Source organism: Cellvibrio sp. (assembly GCF_046347455.1).
Lineage (GTDB): Bacteria > Pseudomonadota > Gammaproteobacteria > Pseudomonadales > Cellvibrionaceae > Cellvibrio.
In genome coordinates, this window is sequence record NZ_JAXMGC010000002.1 from 447,136 (window position 1) to 464,415 (window position 17,280).

Sequence of the window (17,280 nt, forward strand, 5' to 3'; positions counted from 1 at the left end):
TAGCGCGTAAATGAAATTACAATTTAAACACCAAGCCTACCAAGCAGCCGCTGTACAAGCGGTGATTGACTGTTTTAAAGGTCAATTACCCAATGACCCTGCTACGCGCTATCGCATAGATTTGGGAAAAGTAAAAGCAGGCCAAACGCCAAGCCTTTCCAGTGAAGAGGGGTTTAAAAATGCAGAGCTTCACATTCCACTAACCCAAGTGCTCACCAATATTCAGCAGTTACAGCGCCAGCAAAACTTGCCCCAATCTACCGAGCTGAAAAAAGATAAGGTTTCCAATATCAACCTAGATATCGAAATGGAAACCGGCACCGGTAAAACCTACTGCTATTTAAAAAGCATTTTTGAGCTAAATGCACAATACGGGTGGAGTAAATTTATTATTGTGGTGCCCAGCATTGCCATTCGCGAAGGCGTGTATAAATCACTGGATATTACGGCTGAACATTTTTCCGAAATTTATAAAAAGAAAGCCCGTGCGTTTATTTACAACTCCAAGCAGCTACATGAGTTGGAAAGCTTTTCATCATCTGCCGATATTCAAGTGATGGTGATTAACGTGCAAGCGTTCAATGCCACAGGTGCAGATAACCGCCGCATTTATGAAGAGTTAGACGATTTTCAAACTCGTCGCCCCATTGATGTTATCGCAAAAAATAGGCCTATTTTAATTTTGGATGAACCACAAAAAATGGAGGGTGCAAAAACACTCGCGTCTTTTGCCAATTTCAACCCGCTCTTTATTTTGCGTTATTCAGCTACTCACAAGACCGAATACAACAAGGTCTACCGGTTAGATGCGTTGGATGCCTACAACCAAAAACTGGTAAAGAAAATTGCCGTGCGCGGTATTTCTATTCGCGGCCTTACGGGTACTAATGCGTATTTATATTTTGAAGGTATTGAAATCTCATCCACCAAGCCGCCCTTAGCGCGCTTGGAATTTGAAATAAAACAAAACAACGGCATTAAGCGCATCACCCGCAAGCTCAGCAAGGGTACTAATCTATTTGATGAATCCAACCATTTAGAGCAATACCAAGGTTTTGTGATTAGCGACATTAACGCCAATACCGATGTGGTGACTTTCACCAACGGTGTAGAACTCTATGTGGGCGATGCAACAGGCGATGTGCACGAGCAAGAGCTGCGCCGCATTCAAATCCGCGAAACTATTAAAGCCCATTTTGAAAAAGAGCAGCAGTTATTTGGTCAAGGCATAAAAGTGCTGTCGCTGTTTTTTATCGACGAAGTTGCCAAATACCGTGATTATTCATCGCCCGATGAAAAAGGTGATTACGCCAGAATCTTTGAAGAGGAATATAACCAACACCTGAATGAAATTCTTACGTTGGAGGATACACCTTACAATCGTTACTTAAAGGAAATTGCGGCAGAAAAAACCCATAACGGTTATTTCTCTATTGACAAAAAATCAAAGCGTTTAGTAGACCCCGCCACTGGCAAAAAATCCACTGAAACTGACGACGTGGATGCTTATGATTTAATCCTCAAGGATAAAGAGCGCTTGTTGTCATTTGAAGAACCTACACGCTTTATATTCTCGCACTCCGCTTTGCGAGAAGGTTGGGACAATCCCAATGTGTTTGTAATCTGTACGCTTAAACACAGCGACAACACCACCACGCGCCGCCAAGAAGTAGGGCGCGGTTTACGTTTGGCCGTAAACCAACACGGCGAACGTATGGATAACCCTGCTACTGTTCACGATATTAATTTGCTCACCGTAGTGGCAAGCGAAAGCTATAAAGAGTTTGTAACGGCGCTGCAAAGTGAAATATTAAAAGAATTGACGGAGCGCCCACGTAAAGCGAATGAGGAGTATTTTAAAGGCAAGGTGCTTAATACGCTGAATGGTGATGTAGTTGTAACACCAGCCATAGCTCGCCAAATTTACAAATATCTGCTTAAGAATGACTATATAAATGATGCTGATGACTCAATTAGCGAGGCTTATCACCAAGCTAAAAAGGAGCAGGCACTGGCCTCATTGCCAGTTGAATTAAAGCCCTACGCAGAATCCATTTTCAATTTAATTGATAGTGTATTCAGTCAAGGCAGCTTGCCAACGCCAGATGATGGCCGTCGCCCTAAACAAAACCCACGCAACGCAAATTTTGATAAAAAGGAATTCCAGGCGCTATGGAACCGTATTAACCGAAAAGCAGTTTATACGGTTCAATTCGATACCGGCGAGTTAGTAGGTAAATGTGTAGCGGCACTTAATGAAAAGCCTTTTGTGGAGAAATTGCAGTATACAGTGCACCGTGGTGTGCAGCGTTCAGACACTACCTATGAGCAATTGCAAAAAGGTGATGCGTTTAAAGTGGGTGAGTCTGAAACTGAAACCTACCAAAATGCAGTGCATACATCGGTAAGTTATGACTTGATTGGTAAAATCGGTGAGTACACAAAGTTAAAGCGCTCAACCGTCGCTGAAATATTAAAGGCTCTGCATAACCATATATTTGCGCAGTTTAAATATAATCCTGAACACTTTATTGCGGAAGCATCGCGCATTATCAATGAGCAAAAGGCCACGGTGATTGTTGAGCATTTAACTTACAGCCTTACGGATCAATGTTACAGCACAGATATATTCACCGCTGCACAGGTAGGGCAAGACTTCACCAAGGCGGGTGATAAGCTTCAGCGCCATATTTATGATTATGTTATTACAGATTCTAAAAACGAACGTGACTTCGTGACCGAGCTAGACACAGGAAATGAGGTCATCGTTTACGCTAAGCTTCCTAAAGGCTTCTCAATTCCCACACCTGTAGGCGACTACAACCCTGACTGGGCAATAGCGTTTGATGAAAATAAAATAAAACACATTTATTTTATTGCCGAAACAAAAGGCTCCATGTCATCCATGGACTTGCGGAAAATAGAGGAATACAAAACAGATTGCGCCAAGAAGTTTTTTCTTGAGTTAAACGATAAGCTTGTAGATAACAACGTGCGTTATGAAGTCATAGATAACTACACAACCCTATTGCAAATGGTGAGTTAATGATTAATCGAGTAGACGCTAATATGAATTTAACTAAAGTGAATGAAATTTTGGTGTCTACTCCTTTTTCTGAGTTCTTTCGTAATGCATCATCGCAAGAGAAAAAGCGAGTTTATTTGCGAGTGTTGGAGAGCGTGAGTAAGCAGCAAGAAGCTATTATTAAACAAGCTAGATTATCCACAGTTACTACTCAAACTTAACGTTTAGGAGATTGAAATGGATAGTAGAATCGCGAAATCAGCGTCAGAAAAATTGGATAAGGCATTTCAGGGGCATATCGTTGAAATGTCTCCCGAAGAAGCTATTACCGTTGGTGCATTTGTGGAAACTGCCATGAGTGAAGCGGATGCGCTCGCAAGCTCAGCACACTTGCGTGCCATTGCTAAGCGCCGCGAATTTGTTGAGCAAGTAGAAGCAATTCATAACCTAGAAGGTATGAGTGCGGCAGATGCACCACAATGGTTTCATGAGTTAACGGAAGATTACATATTGGGAAACATAACGGCAGAGACTGCAACTCAACAAGCGTTGGTGCGTATTAAGGCCGGTGATATTTAAGCCTTGGCCTGTGCGTTTGTTTTTCTGGCGTGCTCAGCTTTGTCAAAAGCTTTGGTCATAAAAACTGAGTCGTCCCCAGCTTCTTCAATACAGGTTTCCAAATACAGCGCTATATCTTGATCTGTTTTAAGGTGGCTTGAGGAATCCCAAACATTAAGTTTTGAAATATCCATGTTGTTAACTCAAGGTTTATTAATGCCGGAAAGTCACTAAGCCTGAAAACAGGCTTAGTGCAGGTGTTAATGGATGCAGAACTCTTTTAGTTTGTCTTCAGCGTTTGCACTTTCTATAGTTACTTGGTATTGCGTTAGTTCTTTGATCATCTCGTCTTGAGCTTTTCTAATTTCGAGCTTTTCAGATAAACCATCTACCGTAATTAAAAGTTGACCTTCCCACCCAATCTTATTTCTAAGGCGTTTGAGCTTACCTTCCCATTGTTCACCATGGCTGTAGATATCGTTAATTTTAGCCTGGCCTAAATACAAGGGTTTAATTGCTTTTACGGGCTTCTCGTTAATAACCTGAACTAAAGGCAGCTGAAGAGATACGATATTGGGGTCACCAATATGCTCCTCTTTAAATGGTGCTTTTAACTCAAAGGTTTTAACCAACTCGTAAATTCGCTTAACTAGCTTTTGCTCTGGGCTTTCATTACGCAAAAAACCAAACTCTACATAATGATTAAAAATAGTAGCCAGCTCTTGTTCTGGGTTATCGGTTAGGCGGCCTCTTGGTTCGCTGAATCTAATAATTGCCTCACGCGGGTGAACTGCAATATTAAATGCGTTCAACAGGCTATCTGGAGTGAAGTTGATATTTACTTTTTGCAGACGTTTTAATTCAGCTTCGATGGTATGTACTGCATCGCGATATACGGCATGAGTTAATTCATTAAAGAAATCGGTATAGCGTTTATGCTTTTGAGTTTCGAGCTTGTATATCCAATGGCCTGTTTGAGGGCATACAAGTAGCACACCAATATTGGCAAACTCACCTGTTTCGCTGTAGGGCATAAACTGGATAAGGGCATAGCGACATGCAAATTTTTTCATTCTGCCCTCCAAAAGTCTTCAGTTTGGCAACGTAAAAGCTGATTTCTCAGCCGGTCTATATCTAGTGTAGTAGGAAGCGTTTTTTCTGCGTCAATCCACAACCATTCTTCTGGCATGTTCTTTAGCGCTACATCGAACGCTGGAAGTGCTGCTTCTAACTGCTTTTGAATAGCTAGTCTATTGACCATATCTGACGAAATATTATTCCAATGATGCCCAAAGAGATGGTACTCCTTGAAATTATCGGGGTGGAATTCTGTATCAAACGCTAAGTTATGGTCAATAACTGCAACACGTTGATTTGCACTGTCCCACAAAAGATTGGGGTTTTGCTTGTTCCTATCTTCGTTTCGTATCCACCAGTCAAAAACCAGAATCTTGCGTTTAAGGTCATCGTCAACTTTCTCGATGTTGGCTTCCTCAAACCAGCAAGCCAGCGGCACTTCTTGGGATGCAAATCCTATACAGGCACCTATTGAACGTAACTCGGGCGATGTTACATCTAACAGGTCTTTCGAAACCTCAGCGAGGTAAAAGTTCGGTACGGGTAGGGCTAGGGCTTTGGCAAGGTGCCCGCAAATCCATTCATAGATTGGCGTTGTAGAACCTGATTGGCGACCTTTCACGTAATAGTTAAGTCTATCGTCTCCCACACATAAATATGGTTCTGAGCGCCCCTGCGATGCCAGCTTAGTGATTTCAATAATTTGAACGGTTCTGCCTTCTGTCATCCAGCATCCCTTTAGTCTTCGTTATTTATGCTGTTTTTCCAGCTTGCATCCTATTTGATAGGTTCGATTTTATCCATGTTTTTCTAGGCGGCGCTACGTGTAGGGGCTACCCGATTCACAAAACTCATCAACTTAGCCTCGATCCGTTCTAGGGCATCTCTTAAGTCGTCGGAGTCCGTATAGCCGGTATAGTCATCAGTCACATCTCGCCCTGATAGGTGGTTAAGCAGATCCTTTTTCATTGTGGAGCCTATACCGGCTGCCTCAGCGATACCGGCAAATGTTCTGCGTAGATCATGGGGGCTAATTTGCAGGCCGCTGGCGCGCTTAATATGTTTTGTGATGGCTTTGGGGTCGAATAGAGGAAACAGTCGCCCATCCTCAGTCTGGCTTAGCCGATTTAGGATTATGTCTTTTAATGTTTCTGTAAGCGGTAGGGTATGGTCTAAGCCGTTTTTCGTATTTTTAAACGTGATCGTCCACCGGTGAAAGTTTACGTCCTCTTGGCGCAGTTTTCGGGCTTCAGCGGAGCGGCAACCTGTTAGTAATAAAAATTTGAACAAGTCGCGCTGCAATGGGCATTGTAGCCCTTCTACCGCAGCCCAGAATGCCGGTAACTCTTCTTTATGGACGCGCCTAGTTCTTGGCTTTTGTTCTAGCCACATTTTGAGGCCAGACTTACCCAGGTCTTCTGTAGGCCAACTAGGTAGCATCTGGCTTCGATCAAGTGCACGATTGAAGTTAAGAATGCGGCGCAGTTTTTTCATAACCTCGTTAGCGCCTATGCCGCCTTCACCAGAAATACGCTTGGCTTCATTTCTAGCCAGTATGCCGTTCTTAATGTCTCTGTGAGCCTTAAGTAGGCGAATCGGTGTGCACAGGTCGGCTAAGGGCTTATCGAGGTAATCCGCAAGGTATTTCTCTACGCTTCTGCGACAATGAGTTTTTACTTCAGGCATATTACATGAAGATTCTAAGTAATTATCCAAGGCCTCTTGAAGAGTCACTTTTGAGTTCTTCTTGAGCTTTACCTGATTTGGATTAACTCCGGCGTCGAGCTGTACAATGATCTTGTTTGCTTCTGCTCGAACGGTTTGAATGGACGGCATTGCTTCGTTGACGGAAATCGGGATAGTAACCCTGGCAGCTTTATCTTGCCCTCTAGGGCATTTATAAACGCACAGCTTCACCATACCGCTAGGGTGGTGTATTGCACGTAGATATTTATTATCAGTATCCTTGAACTCGATTCTTTTTTCTGGCTTTGTTGCGGTCAATTTGACCAGCCAATCCTTCGAAAATTTAACTGAATTTTTCATATCGGGGTTAGTTCTGGGTTAGTTTTCAGTGAGATTTAACGTGATGCCAGATTACTACCCATTAAATTTAAATCAATAAAAATCCTTTGTAATCAATAAGATAGTTACATTGTGTGACATATCGTGAGGTAACATTATTTGGGCTTGAGGGCTCTGGCAGTGTTGAGGTCAGCGGTTCGATCCCGCTTAGCTCCACCAAATTAAAATGAAAAACCCCGTATGCCTTAAGGCATACGGGGTTTTTCATTTTCGGCTTCGCTGGCTCTTAAGCGGGCTCGTTCTTTAGCTCGGTTCACTAATTTGCCTGGAGCAAATTAGCACAGCGGATGCTGCCCTCAGGGCGAGACGCAGGAAGCGTTGAGTGACTAATTCAGGACAGCCGTTTTGCACAGCGAAGCTGCCCGAAGGGTGAGGCGCATGGATGCGCCGAATGCATCCCGCTTGGTGATCGCTACACAATTTAAGTCCATGTTAAATTCAAAAGCCATTTTTTAGGCCTTGCTGATTTATTTCCTCGATATTTTTTAAATCCCCATTCACTACTTTTTTAATTTTTCTTGTCACAGCTTTCTTTCAGAGCTAAAAGCTGGATCCCGGCTTCGCGAGGATCACGAATCCCATATATTAATTGCAGTATGTCCAAGATTTAAATCTCCAACACAATTTCGTCCTGTTAAGAAATGCTTATCCGGTAGTATCAACACCACCTCCTATTTATACTCGAGCCGTTGTCCCATCTCACCGTGATATCGGGGTTTCTGTCACGCTATCACACAAATAGTTAGCAAGAAAAAGGGGATCTCCATGAACGAAAATGATAATAACAATTCACGTCGGCTATTTCTTAAAACGCTTTCGGGCGCTGCTGTGTTAGCAGCCACTTTACCGCGATCTGCATTTGCGAATATCCAAAAATCGGCCAACGATAATATCCAAGTTGCTGCAATTGGTGTTGGCATTATGGGTCTTAAAAATTGTGCGACTACCGTGACTGTGCCGGGTGTAAAGCTGGTTGCTGCTTGCGATCTTTATACGGGTCGACTTAAGCGTGCGAAAGAAATTTACGGAAAGCAGTTGCACACCACAGCGCATTTTGAAGACATTTTGGATAACAAATCCATTGATGCGGTAATCATTTCTACCAGTGATCATTGGCACGACAAAATTGCCATGGCGGCAATGAAAAAAGGTAAGGCTGTTTATTGTGAAAAGCCGATGGTTCACAAGCTTGAACAAGGCTTGCCAATGATTGATGTGCAAAACCAAACGGGTCGCGTATGCCAAATAGGTAGCCAGCGTGTTAGCTCTGCAACTTATTTAAAAGCGAAAGAGTTTTATGAGGCGGGTGCAATTGGTCAATTAGTCTTGGCGGAAGCTTTTTGGGATCGCCAATCCGCGAATGGTGCTTGGCAATATTCTATTCCTCGCGATGCGTCACCTAAAACAGTTGATTGGAAGCGTTTTCAAGGTGATGCACCGCCACACGATTTTGACCCGGTGAGATTTTTTCGCTGGCGTAATTATCAGGATTACGGCACAGGTATAGCGGGCGATTTGTTTGTACATTTATTTTCTGGCTTGCATTTAATTACCAATGCTTTGGGGCCAACGCGTATTTATGCATCCGGTGGTTTGCGCTATTGGAAAGACGGGCGCGATGTGCCCGATATTATTACCGGTGTTTATGATTACCCTGAAACTAAAGAGCACCCCGCATTTAATTTACAAGTGCGTGTGAACTTTATTGATGGTGGCGGTGGTGGCGAACAAATCGCGCTGGTGGGTACCGAAGGAAAAATGATTGTGCGTGGTAGCTCTGTTGAAGTGATTCGCAATAAAATGCCGCAAGCACCGGGGTTTGATGGTTGGGATACTTACAGCACCTTTGATAAAAAGAGTCAGGAGGAGTTTGTGAGATGGTACGAAAAATACTACGCGGGACAATCAACACAAAAAGAAACGAGCCGCATGGAATGGAAAGCGCCCGCAGGTTACAGCGACCATTTCGATCATCATTCCAATTTTTATAACGCGATTCGCACGGATGGAAAAGTAAAAGAAAATGCTGAATTTGGTTTCCGTGCTGCAGCGGCTGCACTTTCAACAAACAAGAGTTTGTTTGAGCAAAAGATTATCAATTGGGATCCAATTGCTATGAGATTGGTTTAGCCACTGTTTTCACAAATTTAAACCAATAAAAAAGCCGCGCTTTACACGCGGCTTTTTTATTCAAAAAACGAATTATTTTTCCAGCGAAAACGGATCAAACCACAAACTCTTATCATCTAGCGGAGTATTTTTTGGTAAGGTTGGATTTTGTAATTTAATCACGGTGCGATTCTTCAAATTTGCATTTGCGATTACATCCTTCACTGTTGGGTCGTTCATAAAATATTGTTCAAAGCTGCCGTCTTCAATGGCGATACGCAAGCCTTTCTCAACATTTCTGGCGAGTTCGGTATTATTTTTGTTGACGAAGAAATAGAACGGGTTTGGGTAAACCATAAGTATATTTTTTTCTACGTCCAAATCGAGTTGTGGATATCGTTTCATTTCCGACCAAGGCTCATGCGCTCCACGCGGAAAAGCATCAAAACGGCCGCCATCTAACATGAAAAACATGCCTTCGTATTTGAGCACTTTTACAACGTTCAGGTTGTTGGCAGTGAGCACATCCGTATCTGCCCAAAAACGACCTGACCCGAGTGATACACGCTTGAGGTCATCTATGGTTTTAATGCCATCAAACTTTGATTGCGTCCCCTTTTTTATCATCAAAATTCGGTAACCAAGTAAGCCGCGGTACATCGGAATTCTGATAGGCAACATGCGCTCTTCAAAGTCATTTGTGGTTGCGTACCAACAAATATCGAGTTGGTTTTCCACCACCATCTGTGTAATCCGGGCTTCCGTATTGGTGGGGGTTGTATCGTCCCATTCATACTTTTCAGGGATTTTCGATAGCGCCAGTTTGAGTAGCCCCTTTGCGTAGGTAGGGATGCTTCCGTCTCCCGCGACCATGCGTAGGGGTTTGGCGTAGGACGATAAGGGAGTGATAAGTAAGCCGAAAAAGAGTCCCAACACGCTGAGTTTGGTTAGACGGCGGGTGAAATCAGAGAAGCGGGTCATTCGTTTTTACCTTATTTGGAATTGCTCCCCTAACTTTAGCTCAAAATAGAATAAATGCATGGCGCATTTTTCAGCTTATATGGCCAATTAAAGCTTGCCGGCCTGGGAGGATGACTTGGTCATTGCAAGTGCGTAAGATCAGCCTCAGCCAGGATATTGGCACTTTAGGAAGGCTTAATCACAAGAATAGGAGGATGACTATGTTTAAAAGGATGGTGTCTATCGCGTTGGCTCTTTTGCTAGCTGCCTGTGGAGGCGGTGGTGGATCGCAAAGCCCGACCAATCAGAACGCAAGCTCTACCTCACCAATTGTCGATTCCATTGTTCCTGCGACTCTCGTTGATACCAAAATCACGCTCGTTGATACCGAAATACAGGAGTTATTAACAGGTGTGAAAACAGCATCGGTTGATAAAACTATTCTTACCTTCGACAACCAAAGACTGGTTGTTCATTCATTGGACGGAAGAACTCTTCCCTCAATCTACGGCTATAGCTTTATAAAAAATGGCTCGGCTGCTTGGGTAACCACTACCAAAGGCGGTGATACCTACGCGATTAAGTTAGCCTTTAACGATAAATCATCCGGTACATTCCAAGAAACCTATACCGGTTTTGATGGCGTGCAAAGTTTATTTCGTAGTGGAAATTTCACGCTCGAAAATAAAAGCTTTTCTCTTACACCGGAAAGCATTATTAACACCGCATTTCATTTGAACTTTAAAACAGCGTCTTCTATGTTGGAACCCGAAGAGAGTCCTGTGGTGGGCGAGCGTTTTAAATTGAGTTTTCAAAAAAATAATGCAGTGCTTGTTGAGCCCTCGAATTTATCGCCGGCGAAGCTTGACGCTAATTATTCCGTAAATGCCAGTGATAATTTTTCGCTTGAGTTAAGGGGCGTATATGCAATAACAAAGCATACTTTCAAGCTTAATCTACGCTTCGATACGCTCACGTCCGGCACATTTACTTTGGATATTGGCGATGGAAAAGCTAACGCGACAGGTGATTTTGACACGATAAAATTTACACCTATCGATAAATTCGCAATGAAAGGACGTTTTGTGGGTGCATCAACCATTACGTCTTCTAATACAAAAATAACCTATGGGTATGAGGTTTACCTTCCTCCCGACTATCAAACGTCCGGGAAAAATTATCCTGTCATCTATGCTACGGATGGACAATGGTATACAGACTTCGCCTATTTACTCGATAAAAAATCTAAAGATGTAATTATGGTTGCAATCGACGAAGGCCCGAAAGATCGAAGGATGAAAGATTTTCTACCGGAGGGAAGCCCGCTTTACACCAAATTTTTAAAAGAAGAATTTATTCCACTTATTGAATCTACCTACCGAACAAATTCGGAGCGTACTTTTGTGGGTGTATCCGCCGGCGGATTGTTAGGCGCTTATTTGCTGAGCGTTGAGCCGGTTGGTGCCGCCTATTTTAAAAATTATATCTTGATTGATGGATCTATGTTTGGTGTGACTACCGCTATTATTGCCGCCGAAGAAGCTCGGTATAAATCGAACAACTCTTTGCCGCTAAATGTGCTCTTGGCTGCAACACCTCAAGGTAATGGCTGGTTTGTAAATGAATTTGCACAACGTTATCTCAGCCGACGTTACACTAATTTCAGTATTTCGAATCAAGAATTCCGTGTAACTCATGATGAAATGGGGCCGCTAGCGTTTGATGCGTTGATCGACAAGCTTTATTAAATGTAAGCCTGCTGCGCACTTTTTAAGATTATAATCGCACGCGATTTTATGGCCCGTACATCATTACCAAGAACCTTAACTATGCAGACTAAAAACTCACCGTTCCGTGTCCTATTCGCCAGCTTGATTGGCACCACCATTGAATTTTTTGATTTTTATATTTACGCAACGGCTGCTGTATTGGTTTTCCCCACCTTATTTTTTCCACAAGGTGATGCAACTATCGCAACTTTGCAATCATTAGCAACCTTCGCATTGGCATTTTTCGCGCGCCCTATTGGTTCTGCGGTTTTTGGCCATTACGGTGATCGAATCGGGCGAAAAGCAACCCTTGTTGCTGCATTGATGACAATGGGGCTTTCTACCGTTTTTATCGGCTTACTACCGTCCTATGAGTCCATTGGCATTACGGCAACATTACTCTTGTGTTTGTGCCGAATTGGGCAAGGAATTGGTTTGGGGGGAGAGTGGGGCGGTGCTGTGCTCTTGGCCACGGAAAACGCACCGGAAAACAAGCGCGCACTTTACGGTATGTTTCCTCAGCTTGGCGCCCCTATCGGATTCATTTGCTCCACGGGAGTGTTTCTGGCATTAACGCACAATTTAAACGATGCAGATTTTTTTAGTTGGGGGTGGCGTATTCCGTTTATCGCTAGTGCGCTATTAGTTATGGTTGGTTTATACGTTCGATTAAGCATTGAAGAAACGCCCGCCTTTAAAGAGGCAATTGAAACTGACAAGCGCGTTCGTGTTCCTATGTTGAACGTTCTTACACAATATACGCGTGTCATGATATTGGGCGCGTTTTTAGCAATCGCCGCGTTTGCGGTGTTTTACATCACCACCGTATTTTCTCTTGGTTGGGGCACCAGCAAATTAGGGTATACGCGCGAAGATTTTCTCATCTTGCAACTGTACGCTGTGCTTGCGATGGCGCTTACCATTTGGTTGTCGGCTTTGGTTGCAGACAAGATCGGTCGTCGCACCATGCTAATGATTGCGGGCGTTGCTGTTGTAGCATTTGGATTAGGTTTTGCGCCTCTGTTGAGTTCCGGTTCGACCATGGGTGTGTTAATCATGCTAAGCCTTGGCTTTGGTGTTATGGGTTCTACTTATGGTGCATTGGGTACAGCATTGGCGGAAATATTTCCGACGGAAGTTCGTTATACAGGAGCTTCACTGAGCTTTAATTTAGCGGGCATTATTGGCGCATCGTTGACACCTGCAATCGCCAGTTGGTTGGGTGTCCACTACGGTCTTGCTTCGGTTGGTTATTATATTTCTGTTGCAGGCTTACTCACTTTTTTAGCGGCGTTCTTATTAGGGGGCGCACTAAGGAAATAAGTGGTATGTTGCAATGTCGCGTATAAAAAAATGGGCTAAAAAATTAAAGCAGCAAACGTTGGTTGTTTACTTCGCTGCACGCGATCCTCGGATGCCATTGGTCGTACGCTGTCTCGCCTTAGCGGTGGCAGCCTACGCATTAAGCCCAATAGATTTGATTCCAGATTTTATTCCGGTGTTGGGTTATTTGGATGACCTGATTATTGTGCCCTTGGGGCTGATGTTAGTGTTGCGCCTAACACCAGAAGAAGTTTTGGAAGCTTCGCGTGAAAAAGCACAAGCAATTATGGATAAACCCGTTAGTCGTGCGGCAGCGATAATTATTGTTGGGATTTGGATTATTTCAGGTTCAGCAATGGGCGCCTGGGCCTATCTTTCATTGACGCGTTCATCGTTTAGCTTTTAGTTAAGCTTAAACAAAAATCTGCATTTCCTCGCCAATTTTTTTGCGCATTTCCATTAGCTTAATTGCGGTGGCATGTTGCTGTTTATCTTCCTCTGTTTGCGGAGTCCATTCTGGAACTTTTACGGGTTGGCCCGACTCATCCACGGCCACCATAATTACGATGCAATGGGTAGTGAGTCTGCGATTCAGGGATTTTGGATCACAGGCATTAACTTCAATCGCAATGTGCATGGAAGATTTGCCGGTATAAATTATCTTTGCGCTAACTTCTACCAAGTTGCCAACATGTACCGGCGATACAAAGCGAATACCACCGGCATAGACCGTTACGCAGTAGCGGCTGCTCCAACCCGCGGCACAGGCGTAAGCAGCGAGGTCAATCCATTTCATGACGGCGCCGCCATGTACTTTGCCACCAAAGTTCACGTCTTGGGGTTCAGCTAAAAAGCGGAGAGTGATATCGCGTTGAGGGCTGCTCATAATTTATTCTTGCTTAGACGCTAATTCTTCTTCAATAAAGTTAAGCGCTTCATCAATCAGCAACAGCATGGAATGTTTCGCACGTTCTGGATTACGGTTTTTAATCGCATTAAAGACTTTGGCGTGATCTTCTACTATACCCTCGTGGTTACCTTTCATGGGGCTAGTGTGGCTAATACTTACACGGAGCGCCGTTTTGATGAAATCACGTAGGCGGACGTAGAAACGGTTATTGCTCGCGTAAAGAATGCTAATGTGGAAGGCGATGTCCGCATCCAAATCTTCTTGCGAATTTTCTTCTGCGTTTTTCATTCTTTCCAGTGCGGCTTCGATTGCATCAATTTGGTCTGCAGACGCATAACGCGCTGCTAAGGCAGCTGCTTCTGGTTCAATGGCGATGCGAACCTGAAGGAACTCTTTGAGCACCTTCATCGAGGGTTTGCTTTCTAGCGACCAGCGCAGCAAATCTGGATCAAAGATGTTCCACTCTTCTTCAGCCTCAACGCGAATACCTTGACGCGGCTTGCTAGAGATCAGTCCTTTAGCAGAAAGCATTTTAACGGCTTCACGAACAGCGCTTCGGCTTACACCAAACTTATCGCAAAGTTCTGCTTCAGTGGGTAATCCGTTGTCATTGTATTCCCCGCAAATGATGGCTTTACCCAGTTCGTGGACCATACGGTGGGAGAGATTGAAGTTACGGTCAAGAAGCGCCATTGGTGAGCAATCCAGATGATTAAAATTATTGGCAGAAGGTTAACGATTTATACCTGATATTACAATATAAGGCTTTCGCTTAAACCCACCTTTGCCGTCAGGTACTTAGCGCTAAATTGGCGATTAAAGATGCGGTCCAAATCATGCTTATTGACCTTCGCATTCAGGCTATTTGTGGCAAATAATTTGTAATATAAGTCTTAGATTGTAAAGATAAAATTTGAGTTTATAGACGATGAATTTTTCTCGTTTTGAAGCCCTATTTTAGGGGTTCGGAGATTGACAAAAAGCACTCTAAGTGAATAATATTATCATACAAAATAGGGCGTCATTTTTAGACGCAAAATAACCCCAGGTGAAGTGATGACCTCATATGCTTTAGGCCTTGATTACGGCAGCGATTCCGTACGTGCACTCCTCGTTGATGCGTTGACTGGCAAAGAAGTTGCCAGTCATGTTGTGTATTACCCCCGTTGGAAAAAGGGCTTGTATTCTGTTCCAGCGAAAGACCAATTTCGCCAGCATCCGCTGGATTACCTTGAAAGCCTAGAGCAAGTTGTTCAAGGTTTGTGGACACAGGCTCCTGCTGGTGCGGCTGCCAAAGTGGTGGGTATAGGTTTTGACACCACAGGTTCTACCCCGATTGCGGTAGACAGTGACGGTATGGCGCTTGCGCTTAAACCAGAATTTGCTGAAAACCCCAACGCCATGTTTGTGTTGTGGAAAGATCACACCGCCATCAAAGAAGCACAGGAAATTACCGCTGCTGCAAACGCCTCTAAAGAGAATTATTTGAAATACGAAGGCGGCATCTATTCATCAGAATGGTTTTGGGCGAAAACCTTGCACGTGTTGCGTGAGGATGCGTCTGTCGCCAAAGCAGCTTACCTTTGGGTTGAACACTGCGATTGGATGTCTGCCGTCATTACCGGTACAACTCATCCGTCAAAATTGCGTATGGGGCGCTGTGCTACCGGCCATAAATTGATGTGGCACGAGAGCTGGGGCGGTTATCCACCCAATGAATTCTTTGTAGGCATTGATCCTCTTCTGGATGGCTTACGCGATCGCTTACCGGCACAAACCTTTACCTCTGATCAAACTTGCGGATTATTAACAGCAGAGTGGGCTGCTTTGTTGGGCTTACCTGTTGGCACTCCCGTGAGCTTCAGCGCATTTGACTGCCATATGGGTGCGGTCGCCGCCAACGTGAAACCCGGTGTCTTGACCAAGATTATGGGTACATCTACCTGCGATATTACAGTCGCCAGCTATGAAGACATTGGCGATAAATGCATCCGCGGTATTTGCGGTCAAGTTGATGGTTCTGTAACGCCCGGTTTTGTTGGTCTTGAAGCAGGTCAATCAGCCTTCGGCGATTTGTATGCCTGGTTTAAAAATGTGGTGAACTGGCCAGCGAACCAACTTGTCTCATCGTCATCATTATTAGATGAATCAACCAAGCAAAAACTTATTCAAGAATTGGAAGACAAAACCATTGTTGCCCTGAGTAAAGCTGCCAGTGAAATTCCGGTAGGTGATACAAGTATTACCGCCTTGGATTGGGTGAATGGTCGTCGCACACCCGATGCGGATCAATCCGTTGCCATGGCGATTACGGGTTTGAAAATGGGTAGCGATGCGCCACAAATTTTTCGTGCATTGGTTGAAGCGACTGCCTTTGGCGCGCGCGCGATTATCGAACGCTTTAAACAAGAAGGCGTTGCCATTGATTCTGTGGTGGCGATTGGCGGTATTTCCAAAAAATCCGATTTTGTTATGCAAACCTGCGCGGATGTTTGGAATTGCCCAATTGAAGTTTTAGAGAGCGAGCAAAGCTGTGCTTTAGGCGCCGCTATTTTTGGCGCGGTCGTGGGCGGTGTTTACCCTGATGTTGCCAGCGCACAGAAAGTGATGGCATCCACCGTGTGCAAAACCTACAAACCTAATGCACAAGCTGCTGCGGCTTATGAAGGTTTGTATCAAAAATATTTAACGCTCGGAAACTTCGTCAACTCTTCACCAGAGTTAGGGAGTTCCCTCAAATGAGTTACCTCGAATTAAAACGCGAAGTTTACGAAGCCAACATGGAATTGCAGCGTCGCAATTTGGTGGTTTATACCTGGGGTAATGTATCGCAAATTGATCGTGCAGCCGGTGTGATCGCTATTAAGCCGAGCGGCGTAGCTTACGAAGTGATGAAACTAGACGATATCGTCATTGTGGATTTGGAAAACAATATCGTTGAAGGAAAAATGCGCCCTTCATCAGATACCAAAACCCACACTCACTTGTATCGTCACTTTGATTCCATTGGCGGCGTGACTCACACTCATTCGACCTATGCCACCGCATGGGCGCAAACGCAGCAAGCCATTCCCTGCTATGGAACGACTCATGCTGACTATGCTTACGGTGAAATTCCCTGCACCGCAGTGATGAGCGATGAACAAATTGAGCGCGACTACGAAGAAGAAACCGGTGTGCAAATTACCGATTGTTTTAAAACACGTAGCCCAAAAGAAGTTCCTATGGTGATTGTTGCTGGACATGCACCTTTTACTTGGGGCAAGAACGGAGCAGATGCGGTTTATCACGCGGTGATATTAGAAGAAATTGCGCGCATGGCCTACCTGACAAAAACCTTGCAGCCAAATACAGCGGCATTAAAGCAAGGCATTGTCGATAAGCACTATTTGCGTAAGCATGGAAAAAATGCCTATTACGGGCAAAAGTAAATCGAGTTAGCACAAAATTAATGTATAGATTTT

At 44.1% G+C, this 17,280-nt stretch carries 16 protein-coding genes; 9 read left to right on the forward strand and 7 right to left on the reverse strand.

The genetic code is table 11. The annotated features are described in order from the left end of the window. Positions 1 to 10 precede the first annotated feature (10 nt). The 3 genes from U1F02_RS05820 to U1F02_RS05830 are packed head-to-tail and all read left to right on the forward strand — an operon-like array spanning position 11 to position 3,604. Positions 11 to 3,046: a type III restriction-modification system endonuclease gene (locus U1F02_RS05820; RefSeq protein ID WP_409989423.1), complete on the forward strand. Its 3,036-nt coding sequence runs from the start codon at positions 11 to 13 to the stop codon at positions 3,044 to 3,046. Then, positions 3,046 to 3,246, forward strand: a complete 201-nt coding sequence (locus U1F02_RS05825) for a hypothetical protein (protein ID WP_409989424.1) — start codon at positions 3,046 to 3,048, stop codon at positions 3,244 to 3,246. The genes U1F02_RS05820 and U1F02_RS05825 overlap by 1 nt, the downstream gene beginning before the upstream one ends. A gap of 16 nt (positions 3,247 to 3,262) precedes the next feature. Next, positions 3,263 to 3,604 carry a hypothetical protein gene (locus U1F02_RS05830; RefSeq protein WP_409989425.1) on the forward strand — a complete coding sequence of 114 codons (342 nt, stop codon included), beginning with the start codon at positions 3,263 to 3,265 and terminating at the stop codon, positions 3,602 to 3,604. Here the strand turns inward: U1F02_RS05830 and U1F02_RS05835 are convergent. From U1F02_RS05835 to U1F02_RS05850, 4 genes are all read right to left on the reverse strand, one after another. Further along, complete coding sequence (locus U1F02_RS05835; RefSeq protein ID WP_409989426.1) at positions 3,601 to 3,777, reverse strand: hypothetical protein; 177 nt, start codon at positions 3,775 to 3,777, stop codon at positions 3,601 to 3,603. The genes U1F02_RS05830 and U1F02_RS05835 overlap by 4 nt on opposite strands. A gap of 66 nt (positions 3,778 to 3,843) precedes the next feature. Beyond that, the gene (locus tag U1F02_RS05840) at positions 3,844 to 4,656 is read right to left on the reverse strand and encodes a DUF3037 domain-containing protein (RefSeq protein ID WP_409989427.1); all 813 of its coding nucleotides are present in this window, start codon (positions 4,654 to 4,656) and stop codon (positions 3,844 to 3,846) included. Then, on the reverse strand, positions 4,653 to 5,387 hold the full coding sequence (locus U1F02_RS05845; RefSeq protein ID WP_409989428.1) for a HipA family kinase: 735 nt from the start codon (positions 5,385 to 5,387) through the stop codon (positions 4,653 to 4,655). The genes U1F02_RS05840 and U1F02_RS05845 overlap by 4 nt, the downstream gene beginning before the upstream one ends. Before the next feature lie 83 nt (positions 5,388 to 5,470). Further along, a complete protein-coding gene (locus U1F02_RS05850) occupies positions 5,471 to 6,706 on the reverse strand; it encodes a tyrosine-type recombinase/integrase (protein WP_409989429.1) in 1,236 nt (411 codons plus the stop codon). Positions 6,707 to 7,510: 804 nt separating this feature from the next. Here U1F02_RS05850 and U1F02_RS05855 point away from each other — a divergent pair. Then, entirely contained in the window at positions 7,511 to 8,875 is a 1,365-nt protein-coding gene (locus U1F02_RS05855) for a Gfo/Idh/MocA family protein (RefSeq protein ID WP_409989430.1), read from the forward strand. A gap of 72 nt (positions 8,876 to 8,947) precedes the next feature. On the opposite strand, the gene U1F02_RS05860 is transcribed toward U1F02_RS05855, so the two are convergent. Next, positions 8,948 to 9,835 (reverse strand): diguanylate cyclase, encoded by an 888-nt coding sequence (locus U1F02_RS05860; RefSeq protein WP_409989431.1) that lies wholly within the window; start codon positions 9,833 to 9,835, stop codon positions 8,948 to 8,950. Positions 9,836 to 10,035: 200 nt separating this feature from the next. Between U1F02_RS05860 and U1F02_RS05865 the strand changes: the two genes are divergently transcribed. From U1F02_RS05865 to U1F02_RS05875, 3 genes are all read left to right on the forward strand, one after another. Next, positions 10,036 to 11,562 (forward strand): alpha/beta hydrolase, encoded by a 1,527-nt coding sequence (locus U1F02_RS05865; protein ID WP_409989432.1) that lies wholly within the window; start codon positions 10,036 to 10,038, stop codon positions 11,560 to 11,562. A gap of 81 nt (positions 11,563 to 11,643) precedes the next feature. Beyond that, positions 11,644 to 12,906, forward strand: coding sequence for an MFS transporter (locus U1F02_RS05870; RefSeq protein ID WP_409989433.1), 1,263 nt, complete (start codon positions 11,644 to 11,646; stop codon positions 12,904 to 12,906). A 13-nt stretch (positions 12,907 to 12,919) separates the two neighbouring features. Then, on the forward strand, positions 12,920 to 13,312 hold the full coding sequence (locus U1F02_RS05875) for a YkvA family protein (protein WP_409989434.1): 393 nt from the start codon (positions 12,920 to 12,922) through the stop codon (positions 13,310 to 13,312). Positions 13,313 to 13,318: 6 nt separating this feature from the next. On the opposite strand, the gene U1F02_RS05880 is transcribed toward U1F02_RS05875, so the two are convergent. Next, positions 13,319 to 13,792 (reverse strand): acyl-CoA thioesterase, encoded by a 474-nt coding sequence (locus tag U1F02_RS05880; RefSeq protein ID WP_409989435.1) that lies wholly within the window; start codon positions 13,790 to 13,792, stop codon positions 13,319 to 13,321. Between the two features lie 3 nt (positions 13,793 to 13,795). After that, positions 13,796 to 14,509: a FadR/GntR family transcriptional regulator gene (locus tag U1F02_RS05885; RefSeq protein WP_409989436.1), complete on the reverse strand. Its 714-nt coding sequence runs from the start codon at positions 14,507 to 14,509 to the stop codon at positions 13,796 to 13,798. A gap of 363 nt (positions 14,510 to 14,872) precedes the next feature. Between U1F02_RS05885 and U1F02_RS05890 the strand changes: the two genes are divergently transcribed. Then, positions 14,873 to 16,558, forward strand: a complete 1,686-nt coding sequence (locus U1F02_RS05890; RefSeq protein WP_409989437.1) for a ribulokinase — start codon at positions 14,873 to 14,875, stop codon at positions 16,556 to 16,558. Then, positions 16,555 to 17,247: an L-ribulose-5-phosphate 4-epimerase gene (locus tag U1F02_RS05895; RefSeq protein ID WP_409989438.1), complete on the forward strand. Its 693-nt coding sequence runs from the start codon at positions 16,555 to 16,557 to the stop codon at positions 17,245 to 17,247. Before U1F02_RS05890 ends, U1F02_RS05895 begins: the two co-directional genes overlap by 4 nt. Positions 17,248 to 17,280: the final 33 nt, after the last annotated feature.